This window comes from Micromonospora sp. NPDC007220 (assembly GCF_040634035.1).
Classification (GTDB): domain Bacteria; phylum Actinomycetota; class Actinomycetes; order Mycobacteriales; family Micromonosporaceae; genus Micromonospora; species Micromonospora reichwaldensis.
Genome location: NZ_JBEYEU010000019.1, coordinates 23,840 through 38,983 on the forward strand (window position 1 = coordinate 23,840; position 15,144 = coordinate 38,983).

At 75.5% G+C, this 15,144-nt stretch carries 13 protein-coding genes; 4 read left to right on the forward strand and 9 right to left on the reverse strand.

All coding sequences use genetic code 11. The features are described 5' to 3' along the window. Positions 1 to 20: 20 nt before the first annotated feature. The 6 genes from ABZ573_RS24955 to ABZ573_RS24980 all read right to left on the reverse strand — a co-directional run bounded on the left by ABZ573_RS24955 (position 21) and on the right by ABZ573_RS24980 (position 6,038). Positions 21 to 1,166 carry a M20/M25/M40 family metallo-hydrolase gene (locus ABZ573_RS24955; RefSeq protein WP_225852424.1) on the reverse strand — a complete coding sequence of 382 codons (1,146 nt, stop codon included), beginning with the start codon at positions 1,164 to 1,166 and terminating at the stop codon, positions 21 to 23. Positions 1,167 to 1,451: 285 nt separating this feature from the next. After that, positions 1,452 to 2,264, reverse strand: coding sequence for a SigB/SigF/SigG family RNA polymerase sigma factor (locus tag ABZ573_RS24960; protein ID WP_151456677.1), 813 nt, complete (start codon positions 2,262 to 2,264; stop codon positions 1,452 to 1,454). A 180-nt stretch (positions 2,265 to 2,444) separates the two neighbouring features. Further along, the gene (locus ABZ573_RS24965; protein ID WP_151456678.1) at positions 2,445 to 2,912 is read right to left on the reverse strand and encodes a MaoC family dehydratase; all 468 of its coding nucleotides are present in this window, start codon (positions 2,910 to 2,912) and stop codon (positions 2,445 to 2,447) included. Beyond that, positions 2,909 to 4,081: an acyl-CoA dehydrogenase family protein gene (locus ABZ573_RS24970; RefSeq protein WP_151456679.1), complete on the reverse strand. Its 1,173-nt coding sequence runs from the start codon at positions 4,079 to 4,081 to the stop codon at positions 2,909 to 2,911. The genes ABZ573_RS24965 and ABZ573_RS24970 overlap by 4 nt, the downstream gene beginning before the upstream one ends. A gap of 35 nt (positions 4,082 to 4,116) precedes the next feature. Continuing rightward, positions 4,117 to 4,875, reverse strand: coding sequence for a 3-oxoacyl-ACP reductase FabG (fabG, locus tag ABZ573_RS24975; RefSeq protein ID WP_327028768.1), 759 nt, complete (start codon positions 4,873 to 4,875; stop codon positions 4,117 to 4,119). Positions 4,876 to 4,889: 14 nt separating this feature from the next. Beyond that, positions 4,890 to 6,038, reverse strand: a complete 1,149-nt coding sequence (locus ABZ573_RS24980; RefSeq protein WP_358121377.1) for an acyl-CoA dehydrogenase family protein — start codon at positions 6,036 to 6,038, stop codon at positions 4,890 to 4,892. A 90-nt stretch (positions 6,039 to 6,128) separates the two neighbouring features. On the opposite strand from ABZ573_RS24980, the gene ABZ573_RS24985 reads away from it, so the two are divergent. Genes ABZ573_RS24985 through ABZ573_RS24995 form a run of 3 tightly spaced genes read left to right on the forward strand, consistent with a single transcriptional unit; the run spans position 6,129 to position 9,331 of the window. Beyond that, positions 6,129 to 6,794, forward strand: a complete 666-nt coding sequence (locus tag ABZ573_RS24985; RefSeq protein ID WP_327028770.1) for a TetR/AcrR family transcriptional regulator C-terminal domain-containing protein — start codon at positions 6,129 to 6,131, stop codon at positions 6,792 to 6,794. A gap of 48 nt (positions 6,795 to 6,842) precedes the next feature. Then, entirely contained in the window at positions 6,843 to 8,261 is a 1,419-nt protein-coding gene (locus ABZ573_RS24990; protein WP_358121379.1) for an aldehyde dehydrogenase family protein, read from the forward strand. Beyond that, positions 8,258 to 9,331 carry a Zn-dependent alcohol dehydrogenase gene (locus ABZ573_RS24995; RefSeq protein ID WP_327028772.1) on the forward strand — a complete coding sequence of 358 codons (1,074 nt, stop codon included), beginning with the start codon at positions 8,258 to 8,260 and terminating at the stop codon, positions 9,329 to 9,331. The genes ABZ573_RS24990 and ABZ573_RS24995 overlap by 4 nt, the downstream gene beginning before the upstream one ends. A 147-nt stretch (positions 9,332 to 9,478) precedes the next feature. On the opposite strand, the gene ABZ573_RS25000 is transcribed toward ABZ573_RS24995, so the two are convergent. The 3 genes from ABZ573_RS25000 to ABZ573_RS25010 all read right to left on the reverse strand — a co-directional run bounded on the left by ABZ573_RS25000 (position 9,479) and on the right by ABZ573_RS25010 (position 13,782). Next, positions 9,479 to 12,202, reverse strand: a complete 2,724-nt coding sequence (locus tag ABZ573_RS25000) for a LuxR C-terminal-related transcriptional regulator (RefSeq protein ID WP_358121381.1) — start codon at positions 12,200 to 12,202, stop codon at positions 9,479 to 9,481. Positions 12,203 to 12,299: 97 nt separating this feature from the next. Beyond that, positions 12,300 to 12,911 (reverse strand): TetR/AcrR family transcriptional regulator, encoded by a 612-nt coding sequence (locus tag ABZ573_RS25005; RefSeq protein ID WP_121401380.1) that lies wholly within the window; start codon positions 12,909 to 12,911, stop codon positions 12,300 to 12,302. A gap of 103 nt (positions 12,912 to 13,014) precedes the next feature. Further along, the gene (locus ABZ573_RS25010; RefSeq protein ID WP_358121383.1) at positions 13,015 to 13,782 is read right to left on the reverse strand and encodes an SDR family oxidoreductase; all 768 of its coding nucleotides are present in this window, start codon (positions 13,780 to 13,782) and stop codon (positions 13,015 to 13,017) included. Positions 13,783 to 13,916: 134 nt separating this feature from the next. Here ABZ573_RS25010 and ABZ573_RS25015 point away from each other — a divergent pair, with 134 nt between their 5' ends. Next, entirely contained in the window at positions 13,917 to 15,137 is a 1,221-nt protein-coding gene (locus ABZ573_RS25015) for an acetyl-CoA C-acetyltransferase (RefSeq protein ID WP_327028774.1), read from the forward strand. Positions 15,138 to 15,144: the final 7 nt, after the last annotated feature.

Below are 15,144 nucleotides of genomic sequence, written 5' to 3' on the forward strand. Positions count from 1 at the left end.
GCCCGGGGCGGGTGGGCGGCTCACCCGTCCGTCGACGAACCCTGCCCGGCGGGTACCGCGCCGAGCGGCCGGTGCTCCTCGGCGGCTTCGGTCGGGCCGGGCGTGGCGAGGAGGCGGGCCGTCAGGGCGGCCAGCAGCGCGGTGCGCTCCGGCATCCGCGCGACGTCGACGTACTCGCCACGCGCGTGCGGCAGGCCCCCCACCCCACCCAGACCGTCCAGGGTCGGTACGCCGAGGGCGCCGGTGAAGTTGGCGTCGGAGGCGCCCGGGGCGGCGACACCGCGTACGGCCGGCAGCCCGAGGTCCACCGCCACCGACTGCGCGACCCGCAGCAGCGGCGTCGACACCGAGGCCGGCAGCGGGTACCGGTTGATCCCGCCGCTGACGGCCAACCGCGCGTCGGGCAGCCGGGGGGTCAGCTCGCGGACCAGCCGGTCCACCCGGTGCAGCTCCTCGCGGGTCCAGGCGCGTACGTCGACGCAGAGGACCGCGGACTCCGGCACCACGTTCGTCATCGTGCCGGCGGTGAGGGCCGTGGGGGTCACGCTCGTCTCCCCCGCGGCGAAGGCCTGCACCGCGAGGACGTGGTGCGCGAGCTCGACCCCGGCGTTGACGCCCCGGTGCGGTTCGACGCCGGCGTGCGCCGCCCGGCCCCGCACCGTGATCCGGTAGACGGAGCCGCCCTTGCGCGCGACCTTCAGGTCGCCGCCCTCGGTGCTCGGCTCGCCGACGAGCACCGCCCCGGAGCGCCGGGCCTGCTCCTCGATCAGCGGCCGGGAGGTGGCCGACCCGCTCTCCTCGTCGCAGGTGAGCAGCAGCCCCACCCGCGAGGTGTCCGGCAGCAGTTCCAGCGCGGTGAGCATCTGCACGATCCCGGCCTTCATGTCGCAGACCCCGGGCCCCGTCGCGGTGCTTCCGGTGATCGTGAACGGCCAGTCCCGGATGGTGCCCGCCGGCCAGACCGTGTCGTAGTGGCCCAGCAGCAGCACGCGTTGGTCGGGGGCCGCCCAGAGCAGGTGCGGCAGTCCATCGAGGACGACACGACGCCCCCGCCGGCCCAGCGCGGCGTCGCCCCACGCCTCGAGCAGGTCGGCGCAGGCCGCCAGTTCCCGGCCCCGCCCCGGCGGCGACTCGCAGGTCACCAACCGGCGCAATCGCGCCGTCATCACCGCTGCCCGGGCCTGCGCCCCACGCCGAAATACATCGACATCCACCATGGTCTGATGGTGGCATCGCCACCCCGGGCGACCACAGGGCGCGTCGCCGACACCGCACGGATGCGGTGCTGCGGCGCCCAACACGGCAACCTGGAAGACAGGGCCACGAGGCGGGCCGGGCCGCCCAGGCCGGAAACGCACTCGTCCGCCCCGCCGGGCACGGCGGGGCGGACGAGGACGGTACGTCGAGGCGGGTGTCGGACGGCTACGTGGCCGCCCGCCGCGGGGGTGTCGTCAGCGGCTGCCCTCGAGCTGGCCGCGCAGCTTGCCCAGCGCGCGGGCGAGCAGACGGGAGACGTGCATCTGGGAGACGCCGACCTGCGTGGCGATCTCGCTCTGGGTCAGGTTGCCGTAGAAGCGGAGGGTGAGGATCTTCTGCTCCCGCTCGTCGAGGGTGGCGAGCGCCGGGCCGAGGGCGACCCGCAGCTCGGCCAGCTCGAACTCGCTGTCCTCCGCGCCCAGGGTGTCGCCCAGCTCGGTGGCGCTGTCGCCGTCGCCGATGGGGGTGGACAGGGAGACCGCGTTGTAGGCGCGGGCGCCTTCGAGCCCCTCCAGGACCTCTTCCTCGGTGACGCCGAGGTGGACGGCGATGTCAGCGACCGTCGGCGCGCGGTTGAGCGTCTGGGTGAGGGTGCCGTTGGCCTCGGAGATGCGCAGCCGCAGCTCCTGCAGGCGGCGCGGCACGCGGATGTTCCAGGTGCGGTCGCGGAAGTGACGCTTGATCTCACCGAGGATCGTCGGGATGGCGAAGCCGGCGAAGTCCACGCCACGGGAGGCGTCGAACCGGTCCACGGCCTTGATCAGCCCGAGGGCGGCGGTCTGGGCCAGGTCCCCGTTGGGCTCGCCGCGCCCGCTGTAGCGGAAGGCGAGGTGGTGGGCCAGCGGCAGCCACGCCTCGATCACCCGCGCCCGCAGCGCCGGCCGGTCGGGGTGCCCCTCCGGCAGGGCGGCGAGGGCGGCGGTCAGCTCACTCGCGCGGGTCTCGTCACCGGGGGCCGTGGTGGTGGCGTCGGTGGTGGTGGTCGGCGCGGTCGTCGTGGTGATCATGCTGCCCTTCCTGTCCTACAGATGCGGCGACGCCGGGTACCGGCGACCGCAGTGCCACCACCCTAGACCAACGGCCGTCGCCATATCAACCGAACGGCCGATGGATAAAAGCGACAGAAACTCCCGAACAAGGCGCTAACCATGTGGTCCCCGCCACGCGCGGCTGGTGCCGCCCGTGGTTCAGGAGGCCGCCGGCCCCACGTGGAGCCGGCTCACCGTCTCGGCGACGCAGACCGGCTTGCCGCCGGCGTCGCACTCCACGGTCGCGGCGGTGACCAGCTGCACCCCGCCGGCCACCGGCGACACCTCGGCGATGGTGGCGACGGCCCGGACCGCTGTGCCGACCCGCAGCGGGGCGGGGAACCGCACCCGGTTCAGCCCGTAGTTGACCCCCATCCGCACGCCCCGCACCCGGTAGAGCCGCCCCACCAGCGCCGGCAGCAGCGACAGGGTGAGGAAGCCGTGCGCGATAGTGCCCCCGTACGGGCCGGCGGCGGCCCGCTCCGGGTCGAGGTGGATCCACTGGTGGTCGTCGGTGGCGTCGGCGAACAGGTCGACGCGCCCCTGCTCGATGCGCTGCCACGGCCCCGGGCCCAGGGTCTCCCCGACCGCGGCGGCCAGCTCGTCGACGGAGTCGAAGGTCCTCATGCCAGGTGCCCTCCCAGTCGGGTGTAGCCGCGCAGCAGGTCCCGCGCGATGATGAGTCGCTGCATCTCGTCGGTGCCCTCGAAGATCCGGTAGAGCCGGACCTGCCGGTACCACCGCTCGACGGGCAGCTCCCGGGTGTAGCCCATGCCGCCGTGGATCTGCAGCACGCGGTCCACCACCCGGTTGACCATGCCGGCGCCGTAGAGCTTCGCCATCGAGGAGGCGTGCCGCGGGTCCATGCCCTGGTCCACGGTCCAGGCCGCCCGCAGGATGAGCCAGCGGGCCGCCTCCAGCTCGGTCTCGGAGTCGGCGATCATCCACTGGATCGCCTGGTTGTCGCCGATGGGCCGGCCGAACGTCTGCCGGGTGGTGGCGTGGTCGATCGCCATCCGCAGCGCCCGCTCGGCGATGCCGACCGCGTGCGAGGGGATGGTGTAGCGGCCCTTGCCGATCCACTCCATCGCGAGCGCGAAGCCCTGGCCGGGCTCGCCGAGGATGTTCCGCTCCGGCACCCGTACGTCGTCGAAGACCAGCGCGGCCGGCCCGCCCTCGCCCATGGTCTGGATGAACTCCGAGCGCCAGCCCATGGAACGGTCCACCAGGAAGGCCGTGGCGCCGCCGTTGCGGGGGCCCTTCTCCCGGTCGGTGACCGCGATGACGATGGCGAAGTCGGCCTCGTTGCCGCCGGTGATGAAGGTCTTCTCGCCGTTGAGCACCCAGTCGCCGCCGTCGCGGCGGGCGCTGAGCCGGATGTTGGCGGCGTCGGAACCGGCGCCCGGCTCGGTGATCGCGAAGCAGCTACGCCGCTCCCCCTCGATCGTCGGGACCAGGAACTCCCGCTGCTGCTCCTCGTTGGCCCGGAACAGGATGTTGTCGGCCTCGCCGCCGAAGCGGAACGGCACGTACGAGCGGCCGATCTCGGTCCAGATCAGCGACTGGGTGACGGCCGGCAGGTCCATGCCGCCGTACGCCTCGGGGGTGGCCAGCCCCCAGAAGCCGAACGCCCGCGCCTTGAGCTGCAATTCGCGCAGCTCGTCCGGCTCCAGCCCGGGCCGGTGGGCGCGTTCGCGCCGCAGCAGCTCCGGCTCCAGCGGCATGACCTCCCTGGCGATGAAGTCGCGGGCCGTGTCGCGGATGGCCCGTTCGGTGTCCGAGAGCGCGAAGTCCATGTCCCCTCCGGGGTCGGTGCGGTGCTACGCGCGGCTCAGCGCGCGCCGCCGTTGACGTACAGGGTCTGGCCGCTGACGTACGAGGCGTCGTCGCTGGCCAGGAAGGCGATCACCGAGGCGATCTCGGCGGGCTGGGCGACCCGGCGCAGCGGGGTGTGCTCGGCGACCGCCCGCTGGTGCTCCTCGGGGCTGCTGCCCACCCGCTCGGCGGTGGCCGCGGTCATCGCGGTCGCCACGTAGCCGGGCGCGACCGCGTTCACGGTCACGTTGAACGGGCCCAGCTCGGCGGCCAACGTGGCGGTGAGGCCCTGCACGCCGGCCTTGGCCGCCGCGTAGTTGACCTGGCCCCGGTTGCCCAGCGCGGAGCGGCTGCTGAGGTTGACGATCCGGCCGTAGCGGGCCGCCACCATGTGCTGCTGCGCCGCCTGGCAGCAGAGGAACATGCTCGTCAGGTTGGTGGTCAGCACCGCCTCCCACTCGGGCAGCGGCATCCTGAACAGCAGGTTGTCGCGGGTGATCCCGGCGTTGTTGACGAGCACGTGCAGCCCCCCGTACGCCTGGACCACCTGGTCGGTCATGGCGGCGACGGCTTCGGCGTCGGTCACGTCGCAGCCGATGCCGACGGCCCGGCCACCGGCGGCGGCGATCTCGTCGGCGACGGCCCGGGCGCGCACGGCGTCGAGGTCCACCACCGCGACGGCCGCGCCCTCGGCGGCGAGTCGGTGCGCGGTGGCCGCGCCGATGCCCTGCGCGGCGCCGGTGACGACGGCGACCCGGTCGGCGAATCTGGTCACGGTTCCTCCTGGCTCTAGAAGGCGTTGACGCCGGTGAGCGCGCGTCCGATGAGCAGCTGCTGGATCTGGCTGGTGCCCTCGTAGAGGGTGGCGACGCGGGCGTCGCGCAGGTACTTGCCGACGGGGTACTCGTCGATGTAGCCGTAGCCGCCGAAGACCTGGACCGCGTTGTTGGCGGCGCGCACGGCGGCCTCGCTCGCGAAGAGCTTGGCCATCGACGCCTCGGTGGCGAACGGCTCGCCCCGGTCGATCAGGTCGGCCACCCGCCACACCAGCAGCCGCGCGGCGTCGGTGTCGACGGCGATGGCGGCGAGCAGTTGCTGCACGAGCTGGTGTCCGGCGATGGGCTTGCCGAACTGGGTGCGCTGCCCGGCGTAGCCGACGGCCGCGTCCAGGCAACCCTGGGCGATGCCGACGCAGCCGGCGGCCACGGACATCCGGCCCTTGGCCAGGGTGGCGAGGGCGAGCCGGAAGCCGGCGCCCTCCTCGCCGAGGAGCGCGGATTCCGGCACCCGTACGCCGTCGAAGCGCAGCTCCCCGGTGGCCTGCCCGCGCAGGCCCAGCTTGCCGTGGATCTCCCGCCGGGTCAGGCCCGGCGCGTCGGTGGGCACCAGGAACGCGCTGATGCCCCGGTGTCCCGGGCCGCCGGTGCGGGCGAAGACCAGCGCGACGTCGGCCGTGGTGCCGTTGGTGATGAACATCTTCGCGCCGGTGATCAGCCAGTCGGTGCCGTCGCGGACCGCCCGGGTGGTCAGCGCGGCGGCGTCGGAGCCGCTGTCCGGCTCGGTCAGCGCGAAGCAGCCGAGCGCCGCGCCGGAGCAGAGCCGGGGCAGCCACTGCTCCCGCTGCTCGGCGGAGCCGTGCGCGGCGATCGACTTGGCGACCAGGCCGAGGGAGACCGAGACGATGCCCCGCACGGCGGAGTCGCCCCGGCCGAGCTCCTCCAGCACGAGGCAGTAGGAGAGGTGGTCGCCGCCCGAACCGCCGTCGTCCTCGCCGATGGTGAGCCCCAGGAAGCCCAGGTCGCCGAGCTTGCCGACGATGTCCGGATCCACGGACTCGCGGCGGTCCCAGGTGGCGGCGTGCGGCACCACTTCACGGTCGACGAAGTCCGCGGCGAGCCGGCGGACCGCCGCCTGCTCGGCGGAGAGTTCCAGATCCATGAGGCTTAAACTAGCGGTGCAAGTTTAATTCCGTCCAGACCCGGCTGTGGCAGAGTCTGCGACGGACCACCCTGAGCGAAGGAGGACCGGATGCCCCGGCCGCGGCAGGCGCTGCTCAGCCGGCAGCGGATCGTCGAGACCGCCGCCGCGCTGATCGACGCCGAAGGGCTGGAGGGCTTCTCCACCCGCCGGCTCGCCGCCGAACTCGGGGTACGCGGACCCTCGCTCTACAACCACTTCGCCACCAAGGACGAGATCCTCGACGCGGTGGCCGACAGCGTCACCGGCCAGGTGGACGTGTCGTTCTTCGGCAGCGTCGACTGGCGCGAGGCGCTGCGCAGGTGGGGACACTCCTACCGGGCGGCGCTGGCCGCGCACCCGAACATCGTGCCGTACCTGGCCCGGGGGCCGGGGCGCCGACCGGCGGCGCTGGCCATGGCCGACGCCGTCTACGGCGGGCTGGTCGCCGCCGGGTGGCCGCCAGCCCGGGCGACCCACGTCGGCGCGCTCATGCGCTACTTCGTGGCCGGCTCGGCGCTGGGCTCGTTCGCGCGGGGCTTCGTCGAGGACCCCGGGCTGTACGCGGAGCAGTACCCGCACCTGACCCAGGCCCACCGGCTGGCCGAGCACCAGCAACGGGTGGACGAGGGCGCCTTCGCGCTGGGCCTCGACGCGCTGATCCACGGACTGTCGCGCACCTACGAGGAGCACATCGGGCCGCTGCCGCCCCTCCCGCCGGCCGACGACGCGTACTAGAGTCAAAACTTGCGCTGCTAGTTTCGGCCGACGTACGTGAGGGGCACGATGGATCTCGCACGGACCGACTTCTACCTGGACGGAGAGTGGGTCGCCGCCGGCGCCGGGGAGACCGTCGCGGTGCGGAACCCGGCGACCGAGGAGGTCGTCGCCGCCGTCCCTGCCGGCACGCCCGCCGACGTCGACCGCGCCGTCGCGGCGGCCCGGGCCGCCTTCCCCGGCTGGGCCGACGCCGCGCCCGTCGAGCGGGCCGCCCGCCTGGACCGGCTGCACGCCGCGCTCTCCGCCCGGGCCGACGAGATCGCCCGCACCGTCGCCCTGGAACTCGGCACCCCGCTGAAGGTCGCCACCCGGGTCCAGGCCGGCCTGCCGCTGACGGTCCTGCACAGCTACGTCGAGCTGGCGGCCCGCCCCCCGGCCGACGAGACGGTCGGCAACTCGCTGGTGGTCCGGGAACCGGTCGGCGTGGTCGGGGCGATCACCCCGTGGAACTACCCGCTGCACCAGGTCGTCGCGAAACTGGCCCCCGCCCTGGCCGCCGGCTGCACCGTGGTGCTCAAGCCGAGCGAGCTGACCCCGCTGACGGCGTACCTGCTCTTCGACGCCGTCCACGAGGCCGGCTTCCCGCCCGGGGTGGTCAACCTGGTCACCGGCACCGGCCCGGTCGTCGGCGAGGCCATCGCCGCGCACCCGGACGTCGACATGGTCTCCTTCACCGGCTCGACGGCCACCGGGCGGCGGATCTCCCACCTCGCCGCCGACCGGATCGCCCGGGTCGCCCTGGAACTCGGCGGCAAGTCGGCCAGCATCGTCCTCGACAACGCCGACCTGGCCACGGCCGTCAAGGTGGGGGTCGGCAACGCCTTCCTCAACTCCGGCCAGACCTGCGCCGCCTGGACCCGCCTGCTCGTGCACCGCGACCGCTACGACGAGGCCCTCGACCTGGCCGCCAAAGCCGCGGCGGGCTACCGGCTCGGCGACCCGTTCGACCCGGCCACCCGGCTCGGCCCGCTGGTCTCCGCCGCGCAGCGGGAACGGGTCCGCGAGCACGTCGCCCGGGGGCTGGCCGACGGGGGCCGGCTCGTCGCCGGCGGGCCCGACGCCCCGCTGCCCGAGCGGGGCTACTTCGTCGCCCCGACGGTGATCGCCGACGTCGACCCCGACAGCGCCCTGGCCCAGGAGGAGGTCTTCGGCCCGGTGCTCGCCGTCATGCCGTTCGACGACGATGACGAGGCGGTGGCAATCGCCAACAACTCCCGCTACGGGCTGGCCGGCGCGGTCTGGTCGGCCGACGAGGAGCGGGCGCTGCGGGTGGCCCGGCGGCTACGTACCGGCGCCGTCGACGTCAACGGCGCCCCGTTCAACCCGCTCGCCCCCTTCGGCGGCTACAAGCAGTCCGGCCTCGGCCGGGAGCTGGGCCGGCACGGGCTCGAGGAATTCCTCCAGGTCAAGGCCATCCAGCGATGAGGGCGCTGGTCGTCCGGGCCGTCGACGCCCCGCTGCGGGTGGAGGAGATCGAACTGCCGGCCCCCGGCCCGGACGAGGTACGGGTGAGCGTCCGCGCCGCTGGCGTCTGCCACTCCGACCTGTCCATGGTCGACGGGACGCTCGCACCCCCGTACCCGCTGGTGCTGGGGCACGAGGCGGCCGGGGTGGTGCTCGCGGTCGGCGACGCCGTCACGCGGGTCGCGCCCGGCGCGCACGTGGTGCTGAACTGGGCCCCGCCGTGCCGCAGCTGCTGGTACTGCGGGCGGGACGAGCCGTGGCTGTGCGAGCGCACCGGGTCGCCGTCGGCCCCCCGGGGACGCACGCCGGCCGGCGAAGCGCTGCACGTCACGCTCGGCCTCGGCGCCCTCGCCGAAGAGGTGGTGGTGCCCCAGGCCGCCGTCATCCCGGTTCCCGCGGAGCTGCCCTTCGAGGCGGCGGCGCTGCTGGGCTGCGCCGTGCTCACCGGCGTCGGCGCGGTCCGCCGCACGGCGAGGGTGGCCCCCGGCGAGTCGGTGGCCGTGATCGGCCTCGGCGGGGTGGGGCTGTCGGTGGTCGCCGCCGCGCGGGCCGCCGGCGCCGACCAGGTGCTCGCCGTCGACGTCTCCCCGACCAAGAAGGCGCTGGCCGTCGCGGCCGGCGCCACCGACTTCCTGCTCGCCGACGAGACGCTCAGCCGGGCGGTCCGGGAGCGGACAGCGGGTCGGGGCGTCGACCACGCGCTGGAGTGCGTCGGGCGGTCGGCCACGATCCGCACCGCCTGGCGCGCCACCCGCCGGGGCGGTCAGGTGACAGTCGTCGGCATGGGCGCCAAGGACGACATCGTCGGGCTGGGCGCGCTGGACATCTTCCACTCGGCCCGGACCCTGCGCTCCTCGGTCTACGGCTCCTCCGACCCGGACCGGGACGTGCCCGAGCTCGCCCGGGCCGTGCTCGACGGCACCCTCGACCTCGGCTACCTGATCACCGACCGGACCACCCTCGACGGCGCCCCCGAGGCCTTCGCCCGCATGTCCCGCGGCGAGGGCGCCCGCACCGTGATCCTCCCCTGACCCCCGGGCTCCCCCTCCCCGCCCCGCCCCGCCCCCCCACCGGCGTCGATCATGGACTTGTGGTGGGCGGTCGATGCCACTTCGCGGCTTTCGCGGGGCACCACAACTGCATGATCGACGCCGGTCAGGGCCGGAGGCAGAAGAGGGTCAGGAGAGGGCGCGGGCGAGTTCCGTGCGGGAGCGGATGTTGAGGCGGTGGAAGATGTTGCGGAGGTGATGGTCGACCGTACGGGTGGAGAGGAACATCCGGGCGGCGATCTCCCGGTTGGTGGCTCCCTCGGCGACCAGCCGCGCGATCCGGAGCTGCTGGCCGGTCAGCAGTCGCGCCGCCGACTCCTCCGGCGGGCCGACCGACTCCCCGGCCGCCCGCAGCTCCGTGGTGGCCTGTTCCGCCCAGGTGGCCGCCCCGAGCAGGGTGAACGCCTCCCGGGCGGCGTGCAGGTGCTCGCGCGCCGCGCGCGGTCGGCGGCTGCGGCGCAGTTCCCGGCCCAGGAGCAGCTCGGTGCGGGCGCGCTCGAACGCGCCGGCGTCCGTCGGGTGCAGCCGCAGGGCGGTGCGGAACTCGTGCTCCGCCTCGGCGCTGCCCCGGGGCGCGAGCAGCCCGTGGCAGCGCGCGGAGAGGGCCCGGCGCGACGGGCTCGCCGTACTGCTGGCCCACCTGTCGAAGACGGCGAGGGCGGCGCCGGCCGCCGGCCGGTCCGCGACGGCGGCGGCCGCCTCCACCAGGTACGGGGTGGCCATCACCAGGACCAGCACCTGCCCCCGGCCCGTGCCGGGGCAGGCCAGCGCGGCCAGTCGCGCGGCGGCGGCGGCCGGCCGGTTGTCGACCAGGTCGAGCACCGCCAGGGCCCACTGCGCGAGGGCGCGGGGCCGGCTGTGCGCGCCCGGGTCCTCGCCGATCTCCCGGATCCGGCGCAGGGCGGTGTCGCGGTCGGCCCGGATGGCGGCCAGCACCGCCAGCATGCCCAGGTGCACACCGGCCCAGTTCTCCTGGCCGGTGTCCCGGGCGATCCGCAGCCCCTCCCGGGAGCTGTCCGTCGCGGCCTCGTGCCGGCCCAGCCAGTACTCGGCGGCCGCCCGTAACTCCAGGGCGCGGGGCAGGGCGGACAGCTCCCCGCGCTCGCGGGCAAGCTCGACGGCGCGCTCGGCGAGCCGGTGCGCCGCGCCGTCCACGGCCACCAGCAGCCCGGCCGCCGCCGCGCAGGTCAGCGCCCCGGGGGTCAGCGCCGGCCCGGTCAGCTGCCCACCGAGGACGACCGCCCGACGCAGGGCGGGCCCGGCCTGCTCGTGGTCGCCGCGCAGGGTCGCCGCGGTCCCGGCGACGTAGGCGCTCAGCAGCTCGGTCGCGGGCGGGTCGTCGGGGCGGCGCAACAGCTGCGCCCGCCGGGCGACGTCGGCGTAGCGGTACTGGTCGCCGGTGAAGCAGGCGGCCTCGCCCGCCCGCACCAGCGCGCCGAGGGCCAGCGCGCGATCGGTGCCGGCCAGCGCGGCCGCCGCGGCCAGCAGCGTGGCGGGCGCGGACCGGGGCCGGCCGGCGCGCAGCTCCAGCTCGCCGCGCAGCAGCCCGGCCCGGCCCCCCTCGGTGGCGTCCACGGCGGCGGGCAGGCTCCCCAGCAGCAGTCGGGCCCGGTGCGTCCGGCCGGCCGACCAGGCGTACCGGGCGGCGGCCACCAGCCGGGCGGCGGCGCGTGCCGGGTCGTCGGTGAGTTCGGCGGCCCGTTGCAGCGCGGCCGAGGCCGCCGTTCCCGCGCCCTCGCACTCGGTCGCGGCCTGTTCCAGCTCGGCGGCCAGGGCCGGGTCGGGCCCCTGGGCGGCGGCGGCGAGGTGCCCCGCCCGGCGCAGCCGGTGCCCGGCCCCGTCGAGCACGCCGGCGAGCAGCAGGTGCGCCGCGCGCCGCTCGGCCAGCGGCGCGGCGGCCCGGACCACGGTCCGGACAAGGGGCTGCGGGAAGGTCACCCGTCGCGGCTCGACGCGGACCAGGCCGGCGAGTTCGGCCGGCGCGAGCGCCTCGACCGCCGTGCCGGCGACCCGGGCGGCCCGGACCAGGGTGGCCGGCTCCCCGTCCTCGTCGAGCGCGGCGAGCAGCAGGACGCGGCGGGTGTCGGCCGGCAGCCGGTCCAGGCGGGCCCGGTAGGCGCGGCCCAGCCTGCCGTCGGGCGGGGGCGTCTCGGGCACCGGTTCCTCCCCGCGGCACTGGCCGGGGGTGAGCACCTCGGCCAGGTCGACGAGCGCCTGCGGGTTGCCCCCGGCCGCCGCAGCGAGCGCGGCGGCCACGGGCGGTGCGGGCGGCCGGCCGGCCAGCCGGTCGGCGAGCAGTGCGGCGCTGTCCCGGTCGTCGAGCGGGCGGAGCCGGTGCCGGGCTATCCCGCCGAGGGGGACGTCCGCGGCCGTGGTGAGCAGGACGGCCACCGACGACCGGCGCAGCCGGCGGGCGACGAACGCCAGCGTGTCCGCGGTGGGCTGGTCGCCCCGGTCCACGTCGTCCATCGTGCACAGCAACGGCCGGTCCCGCGCGGCGGCGGCGAGCAGGCCGAGCACGGCCAGGGAGAGCGCCAGGCGCCGGTGGGCGGGGCAGCCCGCGCCGGCCAGCGCCCGCAGCAGCACCCGCCGCTGCTGTTCGGGGAGCGCGCCGGCCCGGTCGAGCACCGGGTCCAGCAACCGTTGCAGCCCCGCGTACGGCAGGGCCGCCTCCTCGGGCAGCCCGGTGCCGGCCAGGACGGTGCAGCCCTCGGCGTGCCGGTGGGCGTAGTCGACGAGTGCGCTCCGGCCGGAGCCGGGCTCGCCCTGGACCAGCAGCGCTCCCCCGCCGGTGGGCAGGTCACCCAGCAGGCGCCGGATCGCGGCGCACTCGTCGGCCCGGCCGCGCAACACGGCTAATTGCACTGACGATGCAGTAACCATGCAATCGAGTGTTACCTATCGGTAGCCCGATGGAAAGACCGGCGGCGCCGCCTTCCCACGTCGCGCGTCAGCGCGGGCCGACGTCGGCCAGCAGGGCGGCGACCGTCCGGGTCATCACCGCGCGGGCCTGGTCCACGCCCAGCCCCAGCCCGTCGCGCAGCATCGACCAGGCCGGCCACATGCTCGCGGCCACCAGGGCGTGCACCACCTGGTCCCGGTCCGGGCCGGCCTGCTCCAGCTCGGCGGCGAAGAGCTGCTCGACCTCGTCGCGCACCCGCGCGATGTGCTTGAGGCGGTTGCGGCGCAGCTGCCCGGAGACCGGCTCGCGCATCTGGGCGGCGCGGGCCGACGGGGCGATGAGCTGGAGCAGCCGGGCCCGCTGCCGGCAGTACGCGTCGACCCGCCGGGCCAGCGGCAGCGCCGGCGAGATCGGCCGGTGGGCGGCGTCCTGCTGCCGGAGCAGCTCCGCGCCGCTGGCCTCGAACAGCGTCTCCATGTCCTTGAAGTTGGTCCAGAGCGTCCGCAGCGAGATGCCGGCCCGCTCGGCGATGCGCTCGCCGGTCGGCCGCAGGTCCCCCTCGGAGATGAGCGCCAGGTGCGCCTCGACGATCGCCGCCCGGGTGCGTTCGGCCCGGGCGGTCCGGCCGTCGACCCGGACCGGCGCCTCGGCACCGCCCATCCGCGCCCGCCTCCTCATCGCCGTCACGTCGCCCGTACCGCCGCGCCGAGTCTAGCCGCGGGCCACCCGGCGACCGTCCGGCCCCGGCCCGGGCCCGGCGCGGTCATCCGGCGGGCCGGCCGGCGAGGCTGACCCCGCCGTCGAGGACGAGGGTCTGCCCGGTGATCCAGGCCGCGTCGTCGGAGGCGAGGAAGGCGACCGCGCCGGCCACGTCCCGCGGCAGCCCGAGGCGCCCCAGCGGGTACGCCCGGGCGACCTCCTCCTCCCGGCCCTCGTGCAGCGCCGCCGCGAAGCGGGTCTTCACCACGGCGGGCGCGACCGCGTTGACCCGGACCTTCGGGGCGAGTTCGACGGCCAGGCACGCGGTGAGGTGGTCGACGGCGGCCTTGCTCACCCCGTAGAAGGCGATGCCGGGCGACGGGGTGCGGCCGGCGATCGAGGAGACGTTGACGACGACGCCGCCGCGCTCGCCCATCCCCGCGGCGACCTGCTGCACCCAGCCGAGCGTGCCGACCAGGTTGACGTCGAGGATCTTGCGGGCCGCCGCCAGGTCCAGCTCGACCAGCGGCCCGTACGCCGGGTTGATGCCGACGTTGTTGACCAGCACGTCGACCGGCCCGAACGCCTCGGTCACGGCGTCGACCGCCGCCCGTCGGTGCCCCGCGTCGTCGGCCCGGCCGGCGACGGCCACGGCGTGGGTGGGCCCGCCCAGGGCCGCGACCGCCTCGGCCAGGGCCTCCGGGTGTCGCGCGGTCAGTCCGACGCGGGCGCCCTCGGCCACGAGCCGGCGGGCGACGGCCAGGCCGATGCCGCGACTGGCGCCCGTGACGAGCGCGACCCGGCCCGCGAGTCGCCTCGAATCTGCATTCACGATGCAGATAGTAGGAGGGCGGCCGGCGCTCGTCAACGACGGAACGTCGATGGACAGGTCACATTCCATTGACAGCACCTCGACATAACAGCACTGTCGATGCAGATAGTTCGCCCTCCGGAGAGGACGCTCCCATGCCCGAAGCCGTCATCGTCGCCGCCGCCAGGTCACCGATCGGGCGCGCGCGCAAGGGCTCCCTGCGCGACCTACGCGCCGACGACCTGGCCGCCACCATCGTGCGCGCCGCCCTCGACCAGGTGCCGGCGCTCGACCCGCGCGAGATCGACGACCTGATGCTCGGCTGCGGGCAGCCGGCGGGCGAGCAGGGCCACAACCTCGCCCGGGTGGTCGGCACCCTGCTCGGGCTGGACCACCTGCCCGGCACGACCGTCAACCGGTACTGCTCGTCGTCGTTGCAGACCACCCGGATGGCCCTGCACGCCATCCGCGCGGGCGAGGGCCACGCCTTCCTCTCGGTCGGGGTGGAGTGCGTCTCCCGCTACGACCGGGGTCGCGCCGACGGGCACCCCGGCACCACCAATCCCGCCTTCGCCGGGGCCCTGGAGCGCACCGCGACCAGGGCGGCCGGCGACCTGTCGGGCTGGCACGACCCGCGCGAGGACGGCGAGCTGCCGGACGTCTACGTCGCGATGGGACAGACCGCCGAGAACGTGGCGCACCTGCGCGGGGTGTCCCGGCTCAGCCAGGACGAGTTCGCCGTACGGTCGCAGCTGCTGGCCGAGAAGGCGATCGCCGACGGCTTCTGGGCCCGCGAGATCACCCCGGTCACCGTCCCCGGCGGGGCGGTGGTGGCCGCCGACGACGGGCCGCGCGCCGGGGTGACCCTGGAGGCGGTGGCGGCGCTGCCGCCGGTGTTCCGGCCTGACGGCACGGTGACCGCCGGCAACTGCTGCCCGCTCAACGACGGCGCCGCCGCGCTCGTCGTGATGTCGGACGTACGGGCGCGGGAGCTGGGCGTCACCCCGCTGGCCCGGATCGTCTCCACCGGCCTGAGCGCCCTCTCCCCCGAGATCATGGGGCTCGGGCCGGTGGCGGCGTCGCGGCAGGCGCTGCGCCGGGCCGGCATGTCCGTCGACGACGTCGACCTCGTCGAGATCAACGAGGCGTTCGCCGCGCAGGTGCTGCCCAGCGCCCGGGAGCTGGGGGTCGACTGGGACCGGCTCAACGTCAACGGTGGCGCGATCGCGGTGGGCCACCCGTTCGGCATGACCGGCGCCCGGATCACCACCACGCTGATCAACTCGCTGCGCTGGCACGACCAGGAGATCGGGCTGGCGACCATGTGCGTCGGCGGCGGCCAGGGCATGGCGATGGTCGTCGAGCGGCTGAGCTGACGCCGAC